The organism is Thermomonas sp. HDW16 (assembly GCF_011302915.1).
Classification (GTDB): Bacteria; Pseudomonadota; Gammaproteobacteria; order Xanthomonadales; family Xanthomonadaceae; genus Thermomonas.
This window is the reverse complement of record NZ_CP049872.1, coordinates 2440002-2459465: the sequence shown is the minus strand read 5'-3', so window position 1 is coordinate 2459465 and position 19464 is coordinate 2440002. Positions and strand designations below refer to the sequence as shown.

Genomic DNA, 19464 nt, shown 5'->3' with positions numbered 1-19464 from the left:
CATCGCAACGCAAATGCACGTTTCGCTGATCGCCGCGTTGGATCGCGACTTCGCCATCGGCAAGGGCAACGCCCTGCCATGGCATCTGCCGGACGATCTCAAGCGTTTCAAGGCGCTGACGCTGGGCAAGCCGATGCTGATGGGGCGCAAGACCGCCGAATCGCTCGGGCGCGCGCTGCCGAAGCGACGCAACCTGGTGCTGACCCGCAGCGGTTGCACGCCGTTCGATGGCATGCAGGCAGTGGCGTCGATCGACGAAGCGCTCGCTATCGCGGCACTCGATGGCGGCGAGCTGTGCGTGATCGGTGGTGGCGACGTGTTCGCGCTGACGTTGCCCTTGGCAACGCGCATGCATCTGACCTGGGTCGATACAGTGGTCGCAGGTGCGGATGCGTTCTTCCCGCGTTTCGATCCGGATGGGTGGCGCATCGTTTCGCGGGAAAGGCATCCCGTTGATGCGACACACACATTCATGTTCGAGTTCGTGGATTACGCGCGGATCTGAACCAGCGCCGCTGCTCGCTTCGTCAGTGTGAAATATTGTCTTTTTTGCCGAGGGTGCGGTGTACCACAATGCGCCCCGCAGCCAGGGTCGGCGGCAGCGTGATCCGAACAGGCATCGACAGGAGGTCGATGCCTGTTCTTTTTTGCGTGGCGGAATCCGTTTAGCCGTGCTTGGGCAGCGGCTTGAGGATTGCCGTGCGGCGTTGCGCGTTGCGCGAGATGTAGCCGTCACGGCGTAGCCGCTGCATCACGTGGTTGACCATCTCGCGGGTGGCGCCGATCCTGTTGGCGATTTCCTGCTGGGTCAGGTACGCCGGCACATGACGCGTCTCGCCGTCGACGACCGCGTTCTCTTCCAGCAGCGTGGTGACCCGTTCGAACACGCCGTCCAGCGCCAGGCTGTGGATGGTGCGCGTAGCATGGCGCAGGCGCGCGATCAGCCGAAGCATCAGCCGTTCGGCCAGTTCAGGGTAGGTGCGGATCAGGGTGCGCAGTGCGTCGCTCTTGATCACCAGGCATTCGGATTCGGTCACCGCCTGTACCGAGGCCGAGCGCGGGCCGCCATCCAGCAGCAGTTCGCCAAGCGTATCGCCGGGCTCAAGCACGTTGTAAACCACTTCGCGCCCATTGGCGTTGCCCGAATACACGCGCAGGCGCCCGGATAGCAGCACGTAGAGGGCGTCGGAGGCGTCGCCCTGATGGAACAGGATTTCGCCAGCGGCATAGCGCCGGGTGTCGCCAGCCGTCAGCAGCCTTCTGAGCAATTCCTGCGGGATACGCTTGTCTAGATCCATCTGCTGCCGGGAACGTGGGCCTGTAGGGCCGCTTACACAGCGAGCATGATGGCGGTGACGCCTACGCAATGTGATGTGAAAAATTTACTTCGAATGCGCTCGGCACCGGAATTTCAGCGTACGGCTTGATCCCGGTCACGACGCGGACGATTGTGCTGCCGCTGCCTCGACGGCCTGGGTTTTGGCGTGGGCGCGGGCACGTCGCGTCCGGGCACCTGCACCACGCGCAGGTCTTCGCTGTCTAGTTGGATCGCGGTCATCTTGCCGCTCCACACCGCGCCGGTATCGATCGCATGCACGCCATGGCCGATGAACAGGCCCAGCGTGCTCCAGTGCCCGCACACGATCTTGAGGTCGCGCGCGGCGTGGCCGGGCACCGAATACCACGGATACAGGCCCGGCGGCTGGCTACCGGGTTCGCCCTTGTGCTCGAAGGCGATGCGCCCGCGCGGGCTGCAATAGCGCATGCGGGTGAAGATGTTGATGATCGCGCGGTCGCGTTCCGGGCCGTTGAGCCGCGGCGACCAATCCGGGCCATCGCCGTACATGTTCTTCAGCAGCTTGCGGTAGTTGTCTCCGCGCAATTTGGCCTCGATCTCGCGCGCATGCTTCTCGGCCAGTTGCGTAGTCCACTTCGGCGCAAGGCCAGCGTGCACCATCATCCAGCCGAGTTCGCGGTCGACATGCGCAAGTTCCTTGCCGCGTAGCCAATCCAGCAGTTCGCGCGCGTCCTCGGCGAACAGCACGCCTTGCAGGTCCGGATTGACCTTGCGTTGTTCGTCCGGCGAACGTTCACCGATGGCGAGCAGCGACAGGTCGTGGTTGCCCAGCACCACGTGCGACACGTCGCGCAGCGAATGCACCAGGCGCAGGGTTTCGATCGACTGGCCGCCACGGTTGACCAGGTCGCCGCAGAACCACAGCCGATCGTTCGCCGGATCGAAGCGCAGCTTCTCCAGCAGGCGCTGGGTAACGTCGTAGCAACCTTGCAGGTCGCCAATGGCCCAGGTCGCCACGTCACGGCCCTCAGTGCAGCGTGCGCGGCACGGACAGGGTGAACGCCGGGATCGGCGCCGCGAAGCGCGTCCCGTCGTCGGCGAGGATGTCGTAGCTGCCGCGCATGGTGCCGATATCGGTTTCCAGCACCGCGCCGGAGGTGTATTCGAAGCCTTCGCCCGGACGCAGCCAAGGCTGCTCGCCGACCACGCCTTCCCCTTCCACTTCCTGCACCTTGCCGTTGCCGTCGGTGATCAGCCAGTGGCGACGCAGCAGGCGCGCGGGGACATTGCCGCCGTTACGGATATGGATGGTGTAGGCGAAGACAAAGCGGCCTTCCTCCGGCGCGGACTGGTCGTCCAGGAAGCGGGTATCGACGTCGATGTCGAAGATGTAATTGGTGTTGCCCATGCGCGCATTCTAGCTGCGCCGCGCGCGCTGCCGCATCAACATGCGTTCAGCCGACGGTGGGAGGGCCGGCCAACAGGTTCGCCAGGCGTACGAAGCCAGCCACTTCGACCTGTTCCGCGCGGGCATCCGGACGCAGGCCGGCGGCTTCGATCTGCGGGCTGTCGGCGACGCCGTTCAGCGCATTGCGCAGGGTCTTGCGGCGCTGGCCGAAGGCGGCGCGGACGACGTTGGCGAAACTGCGATGGTCGGCGACTTCGATCTTGTCCGCGGGTTTCGGCACCATCCGCACGACTGCCGAATCCACCTTCGGCGCCGGCCGGAACGCGCCCGGCGGCACGATGAACAACGGCGTCACCGCGCAGTACGCCTGCAGCATCACGCTGAGCCGCCCGTAGACCTTGCTGCCGGGGCCGGCCGCCATGCGTTCCACCACTTCCTTCTGCAGCATGAAGTGCATGTCGCGGATCGATGCGGCGTGATCCAGCGCGTGGAACAGGATCGGCGAACTCAGGTTGTAGGGCAGGTTGCCGACCAGCCGGATTTGTCCATCTGCAGGTGCGAGTTCCGCCGCCAGTGCGGTGAAATCCACGCCGAGCACGTCGCCTTCGATCAGGCGCAGCATGCCGTGTTCGCGTGCGGCGGCCTGTAGTGGTGCGTGCAGGTCGCGGTCGAACTCGATCGCGGTGAGCCCGCCGTGTTTCTTAAGCAACGGAAAGGTCAGCGCGCCCTGGCCTGGGCCGATCTCGACGATGGCATCGCCCGGTTGCGGGTTCACCGCCTGCACGATCTTGGCGATCACGCCGTGGTCGTGAAGGAAGTTCTGCCCAAGGTGTTTCTTGGCCGGTTCGGTGAAGCCACTCATTGCGTGCGTCGTTCCTTGTTCACAGCAGGCGCGTGCCCAACGGCACGTCGCGATCCGGCACGCACAGCGCCACTGCGCCGTCGGCATCGTGGAAACCGGTCACCAGGCATTCGGACATCAGTGGGCCGATCTGCTTCTTCGGGAAGTTCACCACGGCGACCACCAGCCGGCCTACCAGCTCTTCGGTTTTGTAGTGAACGGTGATCTGCGCGCTCGACTTGCGGATGCCGAGTTCCGGGCCGAAATCGACTTGCAGCACATAGGCGGGTTTGCGCGCCTGTGCGAACACCTCCGCAGAGAGCACGCGGCCAACCCGTAGCTCCACCTTTGCGAAATCGTCCCAGCCGATCTCCTGCATCTCAAACATTCCGTTGGCGTCGCACGACGAGTTGCGTACAGGTTCGAATCGCGGCGTACAGGCTGGAGGGATCGGCAACACCCTTGCCTGCAAGATCCAGCGCAGTGCCATGATCCACCGCGACGCGCAGGTAGGGCAGGCCCAGGCTGATGTTCACTGCATTGGCGAAGTCGCTGTACTTGAGTACCGGCAACCCCTGGTCGTGATACATCGCCAGCACCGCATCGAAGCCGCGCAGCTTGTCCGGCAAGAAGGCGGTGTCCGCGGGCAGCGGGCCGACCAGGCGCATGCCTTCACCACGCAAGCGTTCCAGTGCAGGTTCGATGACGTCGAGCTCCTCGCGGCCCAGATGGCCGGCCTCGCCCGCGTGCGGGTTCAGCCCGAGTACCGCGATGCTCGGATTCGTGATGCCGAAATCGCGGCGCAACGCGTCATCGACGATGCGGAGCGTGCGTTCCAGTAATTCGGACGTGATCGCATCGGCGACGTTGCGCAACGGCATGTGCACGGTGAGCAGGGCGACGCGGACGATGTCGTTGGCCAGCATCATCACCACGTCGCAGCCGGCCTGTGCGGCCAACAGGCCGGTGGTGCCGGTGAAGGCGATACCGCCGTCGTTGACAATGCCCTTGTGCACCGGGCCGGTGACGAGACCATCGCAGTCGCCATCCATGCAAGCCCGCGCGGCGCGGGTCAGGGCTTCGATGACGGAAGCGGCGTTGCGCGGATCGGGTGAGCCGAACACGGCTTCGGCAGGGTGCGGGATGTCGACGATTTCGATGCTGCGCGGCGACGCGGGTGTTTGGCTGGCGCGATGCAATTCGATCGGCAGCGACAGCGTGGTCGCCGCGCGCTGCAGCGCGGCGGCATCGCCGAAGATCACCAGTTCGACATCGAAGTCCTGCTGGACGGCGCGGACAACCAGTTCCGGGCCGATCCCCGCCGGTTCGCCCGGCACCAGTGCCAGCCGCGGGCGCATCGACGGGACGCGATCAGCCACCGCCGGCGCGTTGCTGCTCTTGTTCTGGAGTCAGCGTCGCTTTGTGGCGCTCGGCCGGTGCAGTCCCGGTCGGGACGGGCGTGGTCGAATTGCCCGAGGCATCGCGCACGTCCACGAACGCCTCGCCGCGCATTTCGCGCAGGAAGCGGTTCCATTCGTCTTCCAACTTGCGGCGGCCGATGGTTTCGCGCACTTGCGCACGCAGGCTGTCGTTGCCGGCGGCGACCTGGCGGCTGGCGCTGCGTTGCACGATCACCCAGCCCGCGTCGGTCTTGAACGGGGCGGAGTTCTGGCCATCCGACAGGGCCGCGACCTGCATGCCAAAGGCGCTGCCATAGGTGTCAGCCCCGAACCAGCCGAGGTCGCCGCCGCGACGCTTGGTGGCGTCGTCATCGGAGGATTCGGCGGCCAGTTTGGCGAAATCGGCGCCACCAGCGATACGCGCCGCCAAGGTTTCGGCCTTGGCCTTTGCAGTAGCGTCATCGGTCTTGTCGTCGATCTTGACCAGGATCTGGCGCGCGGAGAACTGGGTGACCTGCTCACTGCTGCCGGCGGCCTGGTTGCGGGTCTCGACCAGCTGCAGCAGCTGGAAGCCACTGGGGCCGCGGATCGGGCCGATCATCTGGCCAGCCTGCATCTGCTGGATGGTCTGGGCGAAGGCTGGCGGGATTTCGTTGAGTCCGCGCCAGCCAAGATCGCCGCCTTCCAGTGCGTTCGGGCTGTCCGAATAGCGCACGGCCGCAGCGGAGAAGGTCATTTCGCCCTTGTCGAGCAGCGCTTTCACGCCTTCGATCTTCTTCTGCGCAGTCGCCAGTTGCTCCGGTGTGGCGCCGTCGGGCACGCCGACCAGGATATGGGCCAGGTGGAATTGCTGGCTGGCGGTCGCCGAAGCGGTGGCCAGCGCGGCATCGACTTCGGCCTCGCTGACGTTGATGCGGCCCTGGGCGAAGCTCTGGCGCAGTTTCTGGGTGATGATTTCGTCGCGTAGGTTGTTGCGGAATTCGACGAACGACATACCCTCGTTGGTGATTTGCGCGCGGAGCTGGTCCACGGTCATGCCGTTCTGCTGGGCCACGCCCTGAACGGCGCGCTCCAGATCCTCGTCGCTGGCGGTAATACCCGAATCGGTGGCGCGGGTGATCTGCAGGCGCATTAGCACCAAGCGTTCGAGTACTTGCCGTTCCAGTACATCCTGTGGCGGCAGTTGGGTTTCCTTGCCGGCGTACTGCGCCCGGATGTTGGCCACTGCGCGGTCGAGCTCGCTGCGCAGGATCACGTCCTCGTTCACCACGGCGGCGATGCGGTCGATCGGCATGGCGGCGGCGTAGGTCTGTGCCTGTGCGCCGGCAGCGGGCAACAGGCCGGCAAGGGCTACGGCGAGGATGGCGCGGGAAAGGACTGGGCTCATGGGCTGGTGTCGGTAACCGTGTCGATGTCGGGCGGGGTGGGCTGGCCCGTGGCGGTCTGCGGCGGCACCAGATACAGGTCGTCTCGATTGTAGCCGAGGATGGCGCGACGCAAGGCGCGGCGCGTGTCCTGGCCGGCGGAGCCCAGCCCCTTCAGTTCGATTTCGAACATGATGGCGTTGCTGAGGTCGCCGGCGCGATTGTGCACGTAGCGGCGGCCCACAAGCCGAACGGCGACACAACAGCTGTCCCACTGGAAGCCGGCCAGGGTTTCCAGTGCCTTGTTGTCGAACATCGAGTAGTAGTAGCGGCCGACCACGCTCCAGCTCGGCGAAATCGGGTACAGGAAGGAGATGTCCGCCTGTTCCAGCACCTGGCGACGGTAGCGGTAGCCGAGGTTGAACACGCCGTCGTCCGGCAGCAGGTAACGGGCGCGCACGCTGGCGAGGTCGGTCTTGTTCGCTTTCGGATCCCATTGGTAGGAGGCACCGAAGGTCCAGCGGTCGGTCGGCGCATAGTTGGCATCTGCGACCCAGGCGGAACGTCCCTTCTCGGTGATCGGCTCGCCCGGGATGCGCACCCGCGATTCGTCGAAATAACGGATCTGGCCCAGGCTGGCGGAGAAGCGTTCGCGGCCGTCGGACTGGCGGATCATCCGCGTGCTCACCGCCAGGGTGAGTTGGTTGGCATCGGCCTGACGATCGGCACCGGAATAGCGGTTGTCGCGGAACAGTTGTCCCCAGCCGAAAGTCAACGGCTGGGTGTCGAACAGCGGCATGTCGTCCTGGTTGGTGTACGGCACCCGCAGGTAGTACAGCCGTGGTTCGATGGTCTGCAGGTAGTCCTTGCCTTTGACTCGGGTGTCGCGGTCGAAGTAGACGCCGGCATCAAGGCTGAGTACGGGGGTGCTGCTTATGGGCTTGCGTTGCAGCAAAGGCTGCCACACCGATGTGGGAACGGTGTCGGTCGTCCAGAAGCGCCCAAGCGCTTCCTCGGCCACGACTGCGCGACTACGGGCGATGCTGTCGGCCAGCCCGCCATCCAGTTGATAAGAGGTATGCCGGAATGCCGCAATCGGGCGCAGGAACCAGCTGTCCCCTTCAAGCGGCAGGCTGATCCAGGGTTTCACGTCCAGGCGCGAACCGGCGTCGTAGACCGAATGCTGGAAACGCACTGCCTCGGCATCCACGCCGCCAACGAAACGCAAGCCCAGTGATCGCTCCCAGTGGACATAGGCACGGGGCATGCGGTTGTAGGGCAGGATGTTTTCGGTGAGGGTGAAATCCGCCAATTGCCAATGGTCGGCGCTGAACCCCGCGTCCCATCCATAGCCGCGACCGTACACACCGACTTCGCTGTGCGCAGTGAACTGCGAGAGGCCGTCCAGGCTATTGTTGAAGTCTTCGTAATAGCGGGTATCGCTGATCCAGTTCAGGTTCGCGCGCGCTTGCCAATTCGCGCCGAGGTTCTGGAACGCCCCGTAGTGGAACAGGCTGCGGTCGCGGTCGCGCAGCTTGTCGTTCGGCATGTACGTACCTTCGACAGTACCGGTGCCACCTTCAACCAGATAGCGGAACTGGGCGCCCAGTTGTACGCCACGTTCGGTCATCAGGCGCGGGCTGAGGGTGACGTCATAGTTCGGTGCCAGGTTCAGGTAGATCGGCTGCCGCCAGTCAAAGCCATTGCGGCTGGAGTTCGAGATCGACGGAAACAGCAGGCCGGTGCGGCGACGTTCATCGGTCGGGAACATGAACCAGGGCAGATAGATCACTGGCACCTTGCCGACACGCAGGGTAGCGCCATGCGCGACCGCCATGCCGTCTTCGGTATCGACATCGATCCGGCGCGCACGCAGTTCCCAGTGGCGGCTTTCGGGTGGACAGGTCGAATAAGTGGCGCCCCGGAGCGAACCGATGTTGCCGCTGAGAGTCACGCTGTCGGCGCCGCCGTTGCCGCGTTGCGACAGCAATTGGTAGTCGAGATCGTGGATGGTATGCACATCCTTCGCCTGGTCGCCTTCCGCACGTGCGGCGGTCATGCGCAGGCCCGCGCCCTGGTAGCGGATGCTGCCTTCGGCGGTGTAGTGCTCTTGCTGCTTGTCGTAGGTCAGTTCATCGGCACCCATGAACTGGTTGCCGCGACGCAGGGTCACGTTGCCGTTGAAAACCGGATTGTCCTCGGTACCCGAGAGGGCATCGCCCTCGATGTCAGTGGCCTCCTGCGTGTTGTCGATCTTCAGTCCTTCCGGCACCGCCTGTGCTTCGGCGAAGGGCTTGACCACGTCCTGCACCGGGCACAGCCCCCAGTTCAGGGGCATGTCGTCAGCAGCACGGGCTTGAAGCGAGAAGGCGATGCACAAGGGCAGCGGCAGCAGGCGCAGAGCTGGGCGCACGGGGAATCCAGTGACAAAATCCGGCCGCTAGCTTGCCGGAACCACGCGATGCGGGCAAACCGTGGCAATCGCATGACTTGCGCAGGTTTTCGCTCTGGATCGAGCCGAGGTCATGGAAGCAAGTGGCGACCAAGCAGCGCCTGTCACCCGCGGGCTGACCGTAGCGCTGAGGATGAATGGCAGAAGGCTGAATTCCGAATAACCGGCGCAGCGCCATTCTTCTGCGGTTGTCGCCTGATCAGGCCAGCAATTCCCGCACGTGCGCCACGCTGGATTCAGCCAGCGCCTGCAGGTCGTAGCCGCCTTCCAGGGTGGAAACGATGCGCCCGCCACTGTGCCGGTTCGCCAGTTGCGCCAGCGCGCGGCTGATCCAGGCGAAGTCGTCGGTTTCTAGGCGCAATTGCGCCAGCGGATCGCGACGGTGCGCGTCGAAGCCGGCGGAAATCAGCAGCAGCTGCGGTTTGAACGCATCGACTGCCGGCAGCAACGTGCTCGTCCATGCCGCTCGGAACAGCGCACCATCGGCATCCGGCGGCAGCGGCGCGTTGACGATGTTGCCGTCGCCGGTTTCGTTGCGTGCGCCGGTGCCCGGATACAGCGGCATCTGGTGCGAGCTTGCGAACAGCACGCGGCGGTCGTGTTCGAAGATCGCCTGGCTGCCGTTGCCGTGGTGCACGTCGAAATCGACGACGGCCACGCGCTCCAGTCCGTGCGCATCCAGCGCATGCAGGGCGGCGATGGCGATGTTGTCGAACAGGCAGAAGCCCATCGCGGTGTCATGGGTCGCGTGATGGCCGGGCGGTCGTACCGCGCAGAACACGCGCGGGCTGGAACCCAACAAGGACGCATCCACCGCCGCCACCGCGGCACCGGCGGCGCGCAGCGCTGCTTCGGGTGAGGCCGGCGACAACACCGTATCCGGATCCAGCATCACCCGTTCGCTCGGATGTCGTTTCAGTTCCGGGTTGTCCAGCACCAAATCGAGCAATTCTGGGGAATGCGCGCGCAACAACTGCCCGCGACTCGCGCGCGGCGCCTCGCGCCAATCGAGCCTCGGGAACGCCTCACGCAACGCATCCGTGACCACCTGCAGGCGCTCCGGGCATTCGGCATGGCCGGGCCCGGTGTCGTGCAGCAGGCAGGCGGAGTGCGTATAGACGCGCATCGTCACCTGCTTACTTGCGGCGGTCGTGGTTCCACAGCACTTCGCCGTGGCCGCTGGCGCGGGCCAGCACGCGGGCCAGCACGAACAGCAGGTCGGACAACCGGTTCAGGTAGCGGATCGCCTGCGGGCGCACGGCGTCGTGACGGGACAGGGTGACGGTATCGCGCTCGGCGCGGCGCACCACGGTGCGGGCGATGTGGCAACGTGACGCCGCTTCGCCGCCGCCGGGCAGGATGAAATCCTTCAGCGGCGGCAGGTCGTCGTTGTAGTGATCGAGCCGGGTTTCCAGCGCTTCGACATCGGCATCGAAGATCGCCGCATGCCCGGGAATGCACAACTCGCCGCCGAGGTCGAACAACTGGTGCTGGATGCGCACCAGCAGTTCGCGCACATCGTCGGGCACGTCGCTGGCGAGCAGCAGGCCGATGCAGGAGTTGGCTTCATCGACCGTGCCGTAGGCATTGACCCGCGCCGAATCCTTGGCGACGCGGGTGCCGTCACCGAGCCCCGTCGTACCGTCGTCGCCGGTCTTGGTATAGATCTTCGACAGGCGATTGCCCATCGCGGCGGATCAGACCGTCTGCGCGCGTAGTGCCGGCGCGCGCTTGCGCAGCAGCTCGAAGCCGCCGAACAGCAGCGCGGCATAGAACAGCGTGCCGAGTACCGTCCACTGGAAGAACGGGATGCCGGCCACGTAGGAAGCCACCAGGCCTGCGGCGTTCTGCGGATAGACCGGGTTGCCCAGCCAAGAGGTGAAATTGGTGACAACGAAGAACAGCAGCGAGCCCGCCAGCGAGTAGCCCAGCACGCGGCGGCCGGTGACCTTGCCGCGCAGGCCGAAGCCCAGCACGGTGGACAGCGCGATGCAGGCATAGATCAACAGGTAGCCAGCGCTGGTAAAGTACTCCCAGTAAATGCCGCCGTTGAGCAGGCCCAGCACCAGGTCGGAGGCGAACATCGCCACCAGCGGCACGATCAGCGCCCAATGTCGCTTCGCGAAATAGGCGCCACCGAACAGCGCCACCGCCTCGATCGGCGAGAAATTCGGCGGATGCGGGATCACGCGCGTCAGCGCGGCCACGAAAATCAACAGGGCCAGGGTGATCGGACCAGCAGAGATGGAGGTGGGGCGATTCATCGGCGTTTCGGTCGTGGGACAGCGGAGCCGGTAGCATAACGCAATGCCCGCGATTCCCTCCCAACAAGCCCGCGTCCACGACGTGCTGATCGTCGGCGGCGGTCTGGTCGGCGCCAGCCTGGCCATCGCGCTGGAACCGCTCGGACTCGACGTGGCGATGGTCGAAGCCGCCCCGGCCGGCGCGTTACCGGCGGTGTTCGACCAGCGCAACCTCAGCTTCGCCGAGGCCACGATCAACGCGCTGACCGCGCTCGGTGTCATGCCGCTGCTGCAGGCGCCGACCGGCAGCATTCGCCGCATCCATATCAGCCGCAGCGGGGATTTCGGTCGCGTGCAGCTTGAAGCCGCCGCTTATGGCCGCACGGAGTTCGGCCGCGTGGTCGTGGCCCGCGACTTCGGCGAGGCGCTGGAAGCGCGGTTGGCGCAGCTGGTCAACCTGACCCGCTATCGCCCGACGCGGTTCATCGGGCTGGACGATGCCGACGCGGGCTATCGTGTCGTGCGCATATCCGACGATGCTGGCGAACAGCGGTTGCACGCGCGTTTGCTGGTCGCCGCCGATGGCGCGCGCAGTTCGGTACGCGACGCACTCGGCATCGCCGCGCGCGAACACGATTACCGACAAACCTTGTTCGTCACCCGTCTGCGCAGCCAACGTGCGCCTGACGGCACCGCTTACGAACGACTCACCGATCACGGCCCCACTGCGCTGCTGCCGCGCGGCGATGGCCATTACGGCCTGGTGCATGGCGTGCCGCGCGAAGATGCCGAAGCCGTGGCTGCACTGGGCGATGTCGATTTCCTTGCCCGCGTGCAGGACGCTTTCGGTTGGCGTGCGGGTCGGTTCCTGTCCTGCGGCCCGCGCAGCGCGTACCCGATCATCGGCAACGTGGCGCAGGCGTTGACCGCATCGCGCGCGGTGCTCGTCGGCAATGCCGCGCAGTCGCTGCATCCGCTCGGCGCACAGGGCTTCAATCTCGGTTTGCGCGATGCGCTGACCCTGGCCGAATGCATCGCCGGTGCCGCCGATCCGGGCGATGCCGCCGTGCTCGCGCAGTACGCACAGCGCCGCGCGCCGGATCGCGAACGCACCTTGGCGTTCTCCGATGGCTTGGCGAAGCTGACCAGCAACGATGCACCGCTGCTGCGCCCGCTGCGCAGCGCCGGCCTGCTCTCCACCGACGCGATGGGCTGGCTGCAGGCGTGGTTGGTGGGTGGTGCGATGGGCTATCGCGGCGATGTGCCAACGTTGTGCAGGAGCGCCGCATGAATCGCAGAGGCTTGCTCGATGCGGTGATCGCCGGTGGTGGCGTGGTCGGCGCGGCCACGGCGCTGATGCTGGCGCGCGAAGGCCTGCAGGTTGCGTTGGTCGAACCCAAGCGGCCGGACGCCTGGCGGCGCGATGCGCGCGACCTGCGCGTGTATGCGTTCGCGCCCGACAACGCGCGGCTGCTGGGCGATCTTGGCGTGTGGCCGCAGATCGTGGCGGCGCGCGCGCAGCCGTATCGCGGCATGCGCGTGTGGGATGCGGCGGGCGACGATGCGCTGACGTTCGATGCCGATGCACTGGGCCAACGGCAGCTGGGCTGGATCGTGGAGAACGCGCTGCTGGTCGATGCACTGTGGCAGGCATTGCCCGCCGCCGGCGTGCGTCTGCATTGCCCGGCGCGGATTGAATCGCTGGAACAGGCCGGGACCGGCGTGCGCCTGCAGCTGGATGACGGCCTGGCACTGGAGGCGAAACTCGCCATCGCCGCCGATGGCGCGAACTCTGCGTTGCGCGACATGGCCGGTATCGGCACCCGCAAGCACGACTACGCGCAGAAAGGGCTGGTCGCCTTCGTCGCAAGCGAAACGCCACATCGGCAAACCTGCTGGCAGCGTTTCCTGCCGAGCGGCCCGGTCGCATTCCTGCCCTTTGCGGACGATGGCGATGCCGAATTGCAAGGGCGCGTCGGTTCCATCGTATGGACGCTGCCGAACGACGAGGCCGAACGTCTGCGCAGCGCAGATGCCGGTGACTTCGAGCGCCAACTGGAAGCTGCGTTTGGCGGCGAACTCGGTGCAATGCGCTTGCTGTCGCCGCGCGCTGCGTTCCCATTGCAGCGCCAGCTGGCGGACACCTATCTGAAAGGTCGGGTGCTGTTGCTGGGCGACGCCGCGCACGCCGTGCATCCGCTGGCCGGGCAGGGCGTGAACCTGGGTTTGCGCGATGTGGCTGCGCTGCGCGAACTGGTGCGTGCCGGCGGGTTTGCGTCAAGCAATCGCCTCGCGCGCTGGGCGCGCACGCGCAAGAGCGAGAACGCGGTGAACGCGCATGCGTTCGAGACGATCAATCGCGTCTACAGCAACGATGGAATGTGGCCGACATTGCTACGCGGACATGCGCTCGGCATCGCCGGAAAGCTGCCGCCGCTGTCGCGCGCGCTGTGGCGGCACGCGGCGGGGATCTAACGTGCGGGCGTCGCGAACACCGTGATTTCTTCGCGGTCGTGGTAGAGCTGCTTGGCGCGGATCGTCAGCGGCTTTTGCGCTTGATCTGCAAACACGTCCAGGCACAGCTGGGTTTCCTGCCAGCGCTTCTTCATCGGCAATTTCAGGTTGAAGACCGCATGCCGGCACCAGCCTTCACGGAACCAGGTGGCCATGCGTTCGGCCACGCGGCGCGGTTGTTCCACCATGTCGCAGACCATCCAGTCCAGCGGTTGTTGCGGCTGCCAGTTGAAGCCGTCTGCGCGCAGGTGTTCGACCAGGCCGCTGTCCAGCACGTGCTGGCGCAATGGGCCGTTGTCGATGGACTGCACGCGCAGGCCGTGGCGAGTCAGCACCCAGGTCCAGCCGCCGGGTGCAGCGCCGAGGTCGGCGGCGCGCATGCCATCGCGCAGCAGCCGCTTGCGTTCGCCTTCGTCCAGCAGCACCAGTAGTGCTTCTTCCAGCTTCAGCGCGGACCGCGAAGGTGCGTCCGCATGCATGCGCAGGCGCGGGATGCCGAGCGGCCACGGCGCGCTGTCTTCCGGTTCGCCGGTGGCGAGCAGGGCATGGTCGCCATCGAGCAGGCAGACGTGCAGGCGCTGCAGGCGCGGATTGTCTTCCTTGGTCAATACATCTGCCTTGCGCAGTGCCGGGCGCAGCGCATTGCCCAGGCTGCGCGCAAGGCCCGCCATCGGCTTGCCGGCGTCCGAGTCCGGATGCTCCATCACCAGTTCGCCGTAGCGGATGTCGGGCGGCAGCGCGGCCAGCATCGGTGCAATGCGGTCGCGTGGATCCAATCCATTCAAATCAGCGAACAGGCGCAGCTTTTGCCGCGCGAAGATCAACGTCGACCACGGCAGTGCGCGCGACAGCGCATCGGCGTCATCGCAGATGAACAGCACATAGCCGGTACCGCGTTCGGCGCGTGCATAGCCGGCGAATCCGGCCTGCGCGGCGCGTTCGGTCAGCTCGCCGGCGAGTTCCGGCTCGAAGCCGGCGCGGCAATAGCAGAGCAGGCCGTCAATAGCGCTGCCCGCCCAGTTCGCCATACGCACGCAGGACCGCGCGGGCGGCATCGCGTTCGAGATCGCGCACGACCTCGATGCCGCGTTCGTTGAGTGCGCCCACCCAGTCCGCCGGCAGCGGGCCTTCGTCGAATTCGGTCAGCGATTCCACATCTTCCGCACGCGCGCCGATCAGCAGGCGGTCGATGCCGGCCCAGACAGTGGCGCCGTAGCACTGGCAACAGGGCTGCGAGGAGGTGGCCAGCGTGATCGGGCCGATCACGTTGTCCTCCGCATCGCGGTTCAGGCGCAGGCGCTGGGTGCGGCCCTGCGCCAGCATGTAGGCCATCATTTCGGCGTGGGCGACGCTGCAGGCCATCGGCACCACGCGGTTCACGCCGATGGCGATGATCCTGTCGTCCGGCCCGAACACCGCTGCGCCGAACGGGCCGCCGGTGTTCGCCTCGATGTTGTGCTTCGACAACACAATGGCCAGCGCCACCTTGTCGGCATCGGTGGGATACGCGCGCGACGTATCCACGGCGTCATGCACCCAGGCCGGCAGCGTGAGATGGACTTGCGCGTACAGCATCAGGCTTTCGTCGCCCAGGTATCGCGCAGGGTTACGCTGCGGTTGAACACCGGCTTGGCGGGCGTGTGGTCGTAACGGTCGGCGACGAAATAACCCACGCGCTCGAACTGGAAGCTCTGTTCGGGCTGTGCGTCGGCGGCTGCGGGTTCAACGTAGCCCGTTACGGTCTTGCGCGAATCGGGATTGAGGTAATCGACATAGGTCTTGCCGTCCGCCTCGCTGTCCGGATCCGGCACGGTGAACAGGCGGTCGTACAAGCGGATTTCCGTCGGCACGCCGTGCTTCGCGCTGACCCAGTGGATGGTGCCTTTCACCTTGCGGTTGGCGCCTTCCATGCCGGGGCGGGAGTCCGGATCCAGCGTGCAATGCAGTTCGACGATGCCGCCGTCGGCATCCTTGATGACTTCATCGCAGGTGATGATGCCGGCACCGCGCAGGCGCACGTCCTTGCCCACGGTCAGGCGCTTGAAGCCGGGCGGCGGCACTTCGGCGAAGTCCTCGCGCTCGATCCACAGCTCGCGCGCGAACGGCACGTTGCGGGTGCCGGCGGCTTCGTCCTTCGGGTGGTTGCTGAAGGTCAGCGTTTCTTCGTGATTGGCATCGAGATTGGTCAGCACCACTTTCAGCGGATCGATGACGCCCATTCGACGCGGTGCATGCGCATCCAAGTCATCGCGCAGCGCGCCTTCCAGGATGCTGATGTCGAGCAGCGAGTTCTGCTTGCTGATGCCGACGCGATCCACCATCAGGCGCAGTGCAGAAGGCGTGTAGCCACGACGACGAATGCCCTGCAACGTCGGCATCCGCGGGTCGTTCCAGCCATCGACGCGACCGGATTCCACCAGCTGCAGCAGCTTGCGCTTGCTCATCACCAGCCAGTTGAAATTCAGTCGCGAAAATTCGATCTGACGTGGTTTGTCGGCCTCGAACGGCAGGCCCTTGCTGGTGAGCGATGTGGTCAGTTCCGGCGAGTGCGCCAGATCCACCTTGTCCACGCACCAGTCGTACAGCGGGCGGTGGTCCTCGAACTCGAGCGTGCACAGCGAATGGGTGATGCCTTCCACCGCGTCGCTCAGCGAATGCGCGAAGTCGTACATCGGGTAGATCGGCCAGGCGTTGCCGGTGTTCTGGTGCTCGACGTGCTTGATCCGGTACAGCGCCGGATCGCGCAGGTTCATGTTGCCGCTGGCCATGTCGATCTTCGCGCGCAGCGTGCGCGAGGCATCCGCGAACTCGCCCGCGCGCATGCGCCGGAACAGGTCGAGGTTTTCCTCGACGCTGCGGTCGCGGTAGGGCGAATTGCGACCGGGTTCGGTCAAGGTGCCGCGGTATTCGCGGATCTGTTCGGGGGTGAGGTCGCAGACGAAGGCATCGCCCTGCTTGATCAGTTTTTCACCGGCCAGGTACAGCACGTCGAAATAATCCGAGGCATGGCGCAGGTCGTGCCAGTTAAAGCCGAGCCAGCGCACGTCGTCCTGGATCGCGACCACGTATTCGGGGTCTTCCTTGGCCGGGTTGGTGTCGTCCAGGCGCAGGTTGCAGTCGCCACCGAACTCGGCGGCGATGCCGAAGTCCAGGCAAATCGCCTTGGCATGGCCGATGTGCAGGTAGCCGTTGGGCTCCGGCGGGAAGCGGGTGCGGATGGCGGCGTGCTTGCCGCTGGCCAGGTCCTCGCGGACGATCTGGCGGATGAAATCGCGCTTTTCGGGGGCGATTTCGTCGACGGCGGAGGCGGGGCTGGAGGCGGATTCGGACACGGATTGGCGTTGGTTCAAGCGGTTCTTCATTCTACCGGAGCCGCGCAGGACTTCGGTTTTCGCCGTTCTGGCATGGTTCGTGCTTGATCCAACGGTAGGGGAGACACCATGCGTACCGTCTACGAAGCCGCCAACCTGATCGATGCACACCTGGTGCGGCAGGCATTGGAGGCCGAAGGCATCCCGGCCTTCGTGCGCGGCGAGGCGCTGGTGGGCGGGATTGGTGAATTGGGCGTGTTCGGTCTGGTCGCGGTGATGGTGCCGGAAGCGGCGTGGCCGCAGGCGCGCGGCATGGTCGATGCGCTTGCGCTCGGCATGGGAGATACGGATCCGAAATATCAAGACGATGCAGGGGATTGCCCATGTCCGGTCTGATCCGGATCGCACTTCTTTGCCTGATGCTAGCCATACCGTCGGTTTCGGCGGCCTTCGACCAATTAGGGGATGCCGATGCGCAGGGACTGCCGGTGCATGTCGAGAACATGCAGGCCGACGCACTCGACCACGGGCGGTTGAAATTCGCAGGCGGCCCTGCGCAGGCGCGGCGCGTGCATCTCGACGTGAACCTGCCGGTAGGCGACCAGCGCTGGATGCTGTGGTTCGCACGCGATCCGGTGGACATGGTCAAGGTGTCGGGCAAGGGCTGGGCGTTGCCCGAGACCGGGTTCTTCCGCCCGACGCCGTCCGAGGGCTTGCTCCTGGCCGGCTACGGATTCGCGCTGCCGCACGGCGTCAGCGGGCCGCAGCGACTGACCCTTGAATTGGCCAGCAGCATGCGGACGGCGCCCGAGCCGCGCGTGCTGCGCGAACAGGACGTCCTGCGCTATGCCGGGCGTGAGCTGGCGCTGGCCTATGGCGTTTACGCCGCCTTGCTGACGCTGTTGATCGCGGCGCTTGCGTTGTATCCCGCAGTGCGGGATTCGCTGTTCCTGCTGTTTTCGTTGTACACGGCCTCTGCCCTGGTATTCATGGCGTCGTCGAATGGCCACCTGTTCGCCATGCCGGGCATGCGTGCGTTCGGCGGATTGGGTGCTGCCGCCTATTGGCTGGTGCTGCAGGTGTTTTCTGCCATCGCGCTGAGCGTGGTGTTGAACTTCGCGGACGTGCGCAACTCGCAATCGCCATGGGTGCGGCGCCTGGAGAAACTACCGATCCTGATATGGGGGCTGGCCCTGCTGTCGCTGATCCCGATCCCAGCCATCTCCGATTTCCTGCAGGTCATCGGTACGCTGGTCTGGGTCGCGGCGATCGCGGCCTCCATCGTGGCGATGATGGATGGCTTGCGCCGTGGCATCCCGATGGCGCTGGCCACCGTGGCCGCGTTGTTCGCGCTGATGGTGGCCTCATCCGCGCACGAGGCGATGCAGCGGGCATGGATCGCGGACGGCGTGCTGTCCCGGCATGGCTACCAGTTCGCGCTGGTGCTGGTATCGGTGATCCTGTTCGTAGGCGCGAGCAGCCGCATCGGCATGGTGCGCAAACGGCTGGCCGTCGAGTCGAGCGCGCGCCGCGACAGCGAGGATCGGCTGCGCCTGGAGCGCATGCGGACCGGCTTCGTGCAATCGATGCAGGACGAACTGCGTGCTGCGCCAGCCGACGAGATCGCGACGCGCGCGTTCCGCCTGCTCTGCCGGCAGGTTTGCGACCTGTTGGGCCTGGACGACGCGTTAGTGCTCGGTCATGGCACCTTGGGCCAGGAACTCCTGCTGGTCCAGGCCGGGAACCACCAGGTGTCGCCGCTGGCGCAGTCGGCGCTGGTGGCGCGAGGCGTCATCCGCATGCATGCGCAGAATCGCGAGCCGGTGCATGTGCGGATCGAAGGGGCGCGCATCAGCAACGACCCGTCTGCGCCGCAGTACGCCATCGTGCCGATCCGTACGGCTTCTCCTGCGTGGGCTGCATTGATGGTTCCGGTGCAGGCCGCGCAAGGACTCGGCAAGGGCGTGCTCAACGAGTTGGTGGAACTCGCGCGGGTAGCCGTGGCGCATGCCGAAGAGGCCTATGCAGCGATCCAGCTGCGCAAGACCGCGGAATACGACGCCCTGACCGGCAGCCTCAACCGGCGCTCCCTGGATCAGGCCCTGGCGCGGGAATTCAAGGCCCGGGATGCGCAGGCGTTGTCGGTGCTGTTCATCGACATCGACTGGTTCAAACGCATCAACGATGAACATGGCCATGCATGCGGCGATCATTGCCTGCGTAGTGTTGCCGCCACCTTGCGCGCGGAGCTGCGGCCCAATGATGCGCTGGGGCGTTACGGCGGCGAAGAGTTCCTGGTGCTGTTGCCGGGGCACGATGCGGCGGCATCGCGGGTGATCGCCGAGCGTCTGCGCCAGCAAGTGGAGCAGGCGGTGATCGAATGGCAGGGTGGGCGCGTGCCGCTGACCATCAGCGTGGGGATGGCGGCCCGCCGCGACAGCGACCGCGATGCACCCACGTTGCTGGATCGCGCCGACAAGGCGTTGTACGCAGCCAAGCACGAAGGCCGCAACAGGGTGTGCGTGGCACCGGCGGCATTCGTGTAAGGACACCATCCGGGGCGGCATCGATGGCTTGTTGCTGAAATGCAGGCGGGCTATCCCGCATCATGGCGGGCCCCCACGGAATGCCTGC

At 65.7% G+C, this 19464-nt stretch carries 19 protein-coding genes; 5 read left to right on the top strand and 14 right to left on the bottom strand.

What is annotated here, in order from left to right; genetic code table 11:
• The first annotated feature begins 13 nt into the window (after positions 1-13).
• Complete coding sequence (locus G7079_RS11690) at positions 14-505, top strand: dihydrofolate reductase (RefSeq protein ID WP_166057466.1); 492 nt, start codon at positions 14-16, stop codon at positions 503-505.
• 160 nt (positions 506-665) lie between these two features.
• Here the strand turns inward: G7079_RS11690 and G7079_RS11685 are convergent, their stop codons facing one another.
• The 11 genes from G7079_RS11685 to G7079_RS11635 all read right to left on the bottom strand — a co-directional run bounded on the left by G7079_RS11685 (position 666) and on the right by G7079_RS11635 (position 11026).
• Complete coding sequence (locus G7079_RS11685) at positions 666-1298, bottom strand: Crp/Fnr family transcriptional regulator (protein WP_166057465.1); 633 nt, start codon at positions 1296-1298, stop codon at positions 666-668.
• Positions 1299-1411: 113 nt separating this feature from the next.
• On the bottom strand, positions 1412-2314 hold the full coding sequence (locus G7079_RS11680; protein WP_166057464.1) for a symmetrical bis(5'-nucleosyl)-tetraphosphatase: 903 nt from the start codon (positions 2312-2314) through the stop codon (positions 1412-1414).
• Between the two features lie 10 nt (positions 2315-2324).
• The gene (gene apaG / locus G7079_RS11675) at positions 2325-2705 is read right to left on the bottom strand and encodes a Co2+/Mg2+ efflux protein ApaG (protein ID WP_166057462.1); all 381 of its coding nucleotides are present in this window, start codon (positions 2703-2705) and stop codon (positions 2325-2327) included.
• Positions 2706-2751: 46 nt separating this feature from the next.
• On the bottom strand, positions 2752-3567 hold the full coding sequence (rsmA, locus tag G7079_RS11670; RefSeq protein ID WP_166057461.1) for a 16S rRNA (adenine(1518)-N(6)/adenine(1519)-N(6))-dimethyltransferase RsmA: 816 nt from the start codon (positions 3565-3567) through the stop codon (positions 2752-2754).
• A gap of 19 nt (positions 3568-3586) precedes the next feature.
• On the bottom strand, positions 3587-3925 hold the full coding sequence (locus G7079_RS11665) for a tRNA-binding protein (protein WP_166057460.1): 339 nt from the start codon (positions 3923-3925) through the stop codon (positions 3587-3589).
• Position 3926: 1 nt separating this feature from the next.
• Positions 3927-4904, bottom strand: a complete 978-nt coding sequence (gene pdxA / locus G7079_RS11660) for a 4-hydroxythreonine-4-phosphate dehydrogenase PdxA (RefSeq protein WP_166057938.1) — start codon at positions 4902-4904, stop codon at positions 3927-3929.
• A 13-nt stretch (positions 4905-4917) separates the two neighbouring features.
• A complete protein-coding gene (locus tag G7079_RS11655) occupies positions 4918-6333 on the bottom strand; it encodes a peptidylprolyl isomerase (RefSeq protein WP_166057459.1) in 1416 nt (471 codons plus the stop codon).
• Positions 6330-8723: an LPS assembly protein LptD gene (gene lptD, locus G7079_RS11650; RefSeq protein ID WP_166057458.1), complete on the bottom strand. Its 2394-nt coding sequence runs from the start codon at positions 8721-8723 to the stop codon at positions 6330-6332. Before lptD ends, G7079_RS11655 begins: the two co-directional genes overlap by 4 nt.
• Positions 8724-8961: 238 nt before the next feature.
• Positions 8962-9888: a histone deacetylase family protein gene (locus G7079_RS11645; protein ID WP_166057457.1), complete on the bottom strand. Its 927-nt coding sequence runs from the start codon at positions 9886-9888 to the stop codon at positions 8962-8964.
• Positions 9889-9898: 10 nt separating this feature from the next.
• On the bottom strand, positions 9899-10450 hold the full coding sequence (locus G7079_RS11640; RefSeq protein ID WP_166057456.1) for a cob(I)yrinic acid a,c-diamide adenosyltransferase: 552 nt from the start codon (positions 10448-10450) through the stop codon (positions 9899-9901).
• 9 nt (positions 10451-10459) lie between these two features.
• Positions 10460-11026 carry a DUF6580 family putative transport protein gene (locus G7079_RS11635; protein ID WP_166057455.1) on the bottom strand — a complete coding sequence of 189 codons (567 nt, stop codon included), beginning with the start codon at positions 11024-11026 and terminating at the stop codon, positions 10460-10462.
• A gap of 43 nt (positions 11027-11069) precedes the next feature.
• On the opposite strand from G7079_RS11635, the gene ubiH reads away from it, so the two are divergent.
• Positions 11070-12296, top strand: a complete 1227-nt coding sequence (gene ubiH / locus G7079_RS11630) for a 2-octaprenyl-6-methoxyphenyl hydroxylase (protein ID WP_166057454.1) — start codon at positions 11070-11072, stop codon at positions 12294-12296.
• Positions 12293-13480 (top strand): FAD-dependent oxidoreductase, encoded by a 1188-nt coding sequence (locus G7079_RS11625; protein ID WP_166057453.1) that lies wholly within the window; start codon positions 12293-12295, stop codon positions 13478-13480. The genes ubiH and G7079_RS11625 overlap by 4 nt, the downstream gene beginning before the upstream one ends.
• Here G7079_RS11625 and rlmM read toward each other — a convergent pair.
• Genes rlmM through G7079_RS11610 form a run of 3 tightly spaced genes read right to left on the bottom strand, consistent with a single transcriptional unit; the run spans position 13477 to position 16851 of the window.
• Complete coding sequence (gene rlmM, locus G7079_RS11620; RefSeq protein WP_166057452.1) at positions 13477-14547, bottom strand: 23S rRNA (cytidine(2498)-2'-O)-methyltransferase RlmM; 1071 nt, start codon at positions 14545-14547, stop codon at positions 13477-13479. The genes G7079_RS11625 and rlmM overlap by 4 nt on opposite strands.
• Positions 14519-15094 carry a nucleoside deaminase gene (locus G7079_RS11615; protein ID WP_166057451.1) on the bottom strand — a complete coding sequence of 192 codons (576 nt, stop codon included), beginning with the start codon at positions 15092-15094 and terminating at the stop codon, positions 14519-14521. Before G7079_RS11615 ends, rlmM begins: the two co-directional genes overlap by 29 nt.
• Positions 15094-16851 (bottom strand): glutamine--tRNA ligase/YqeY domain fusion protein, encoded by a 1758-nt coding sequence (locus G7079_RS11610; protein WP_166057937.1) that lies wholly within the window; start codon positions 16849-16851, stop codon positions 15094-15096. The genes G7079_RS11615 and G7079_RS11610 overlap by 1 nt, the downstream gene beginning before the upstream one ends.
• A 108-nt stretch (positions 16852-16959) precedes the next feature.
• Here G7079_RS11610 and G7079_RS11605 point away from each other — a divergent pair, with 108 nt between their 5' ends.
• Both G7079_RS11605 and G7079_RS11600 read left to right on the top strand, forming a co-directional pair.
• Positions 16960-17226, top strand: a complete 267-nt coding sequence (locus G7079_RS11605) for a DUF2007 domain-containing protein (RefSeq protein ID WP_166057450.1) — start codon at positions 16960-16962, stop codon at positions 17224-17226.
• A 23-nt stretch (positions 17227-17249) separates the two neighbouring features.
• Positions 17250-19376 carry a GGDEF domain-containing protein gene (locus G7079_RS11600; protein WP_166057449.1) on the top strand — a complete coding sequence of 709 codons (2127 nt, stop codon included), beginning with the start codon at positions 17250-17252 and terminating at the stop codon, positions 19374-19376.
• Positions 19377-19464: the final 88 nt, after the last annotated feature.

Bases quoted from the DNA above. Each gene is read 5' to 3' on its own strand.
- G7079_RS11690 (WP_166057466.1), top strand. From the start codon at position 14: ATGCACGTTTCGCTGATCGCCGCGTTGGATCGCGACTTCGCCATCGGC.
- G7079_RS11685 (WP_166057465.1), bottom strand. From the start codon at position 1,298: ATGGATCTAGACAAGCGTATCCCGCAGGAATTGCTCAGAAGGCTGCTG.
- apaG (WP_166057462.1), bottom strand. From the start codon at position 2,705: ATGGGCAACACCAATTACATCTTCGACATCGACGTCGATACCCGCTTC.
- rsmA (WP_166057461.1), bottom strand. From the start codon at position 3,567: ATGAGTGGCTTCACCGAACCGGCCAAGAAACACCTTGGGCAGAACTTC.
- G7079_RS11665 (WP_166057460.1), bottom strand. From the start codon at position 3,925: ATGCAGGAGATCGGCTGGGACGATTTCGCAAAGGTGGAGCTACGGGTT.
- pdxA (WP_166057938.1), bottom strand. From the start codon at position 4,904: ATGCGCCCGCGGCTGGCACTGGTGCCGGGCGAACCGGCGGGGATCGGC.
- G7079_RS11655 (WP_166057459.1), bottom strand. From the start codon at position 6,333: ATGAGCCCAGTCCTTTCCCGCGCCATCCTCGCCGTAGCCCTTGCCGGC.
- G7079_RS11645 (WP_166057457.1), bottom strand. From the start codon at position 9,888: ATGCGCGTCTATACGCACTCCGCCTGCCTGCTGCACGACACCGGGCCC.
- G7079_RS11640 (WP_166057456.1), bottom strand. From the start codon at position 10,450: ATGGGCAATCGCCTGTCGAAGATCTATACCAAGACCGGCGACGACGGT.
- G7079_RS11635 (WP_166057455.1), bottom strand. From the start codon at position 11,026: ATGAATCGCCCCACCTCCATCTCTGCTGGTCCGATCACCCTGGCCCTG.
- ubiH (WP_166057454.1), top strand. From the start codon at position 11,070: ATGCCCGCGATTCCCTCCCAACAAGCCCGCGTCCACGACGTGCTGATC.
- G7079_RS11625 (WP_166057453.1), top strand. From the start codon at position 12,293: ATGAATCGCAGAGGCTTGCTCGATGCGGTGATCGCCGGTGGTGGCGTG.
- rlmM (WP_166057452.1), bottom strand. From the start codon at position 14,547: ATGGCGAACTGGGCGGGCAGCGCTATTGACGGCCTGCTCTGCTATTGC.
- G7079_RS11615 (WP_166057451.1), bottom strand. From the start codon at position 15,094: ATGCTGTACGCGCAAGTCCATCTCACGCTGCCGGCCTGGGTGCATGAC.
- G7079_RS11605 (WP_166057450.1), top strand. From the start codon at position 16,960: ATGCGTACCGTCTACGAAGCCGCCAACCTGATCGATGCACACCTGGTG.
- G7079_RS11600 (WP_166057449.1), top strand. From the start codon at position 17,250: ATGCTAGCCATACCGTCGGTTTCGGCGGCCTTCGACCAATTAGGGGAT.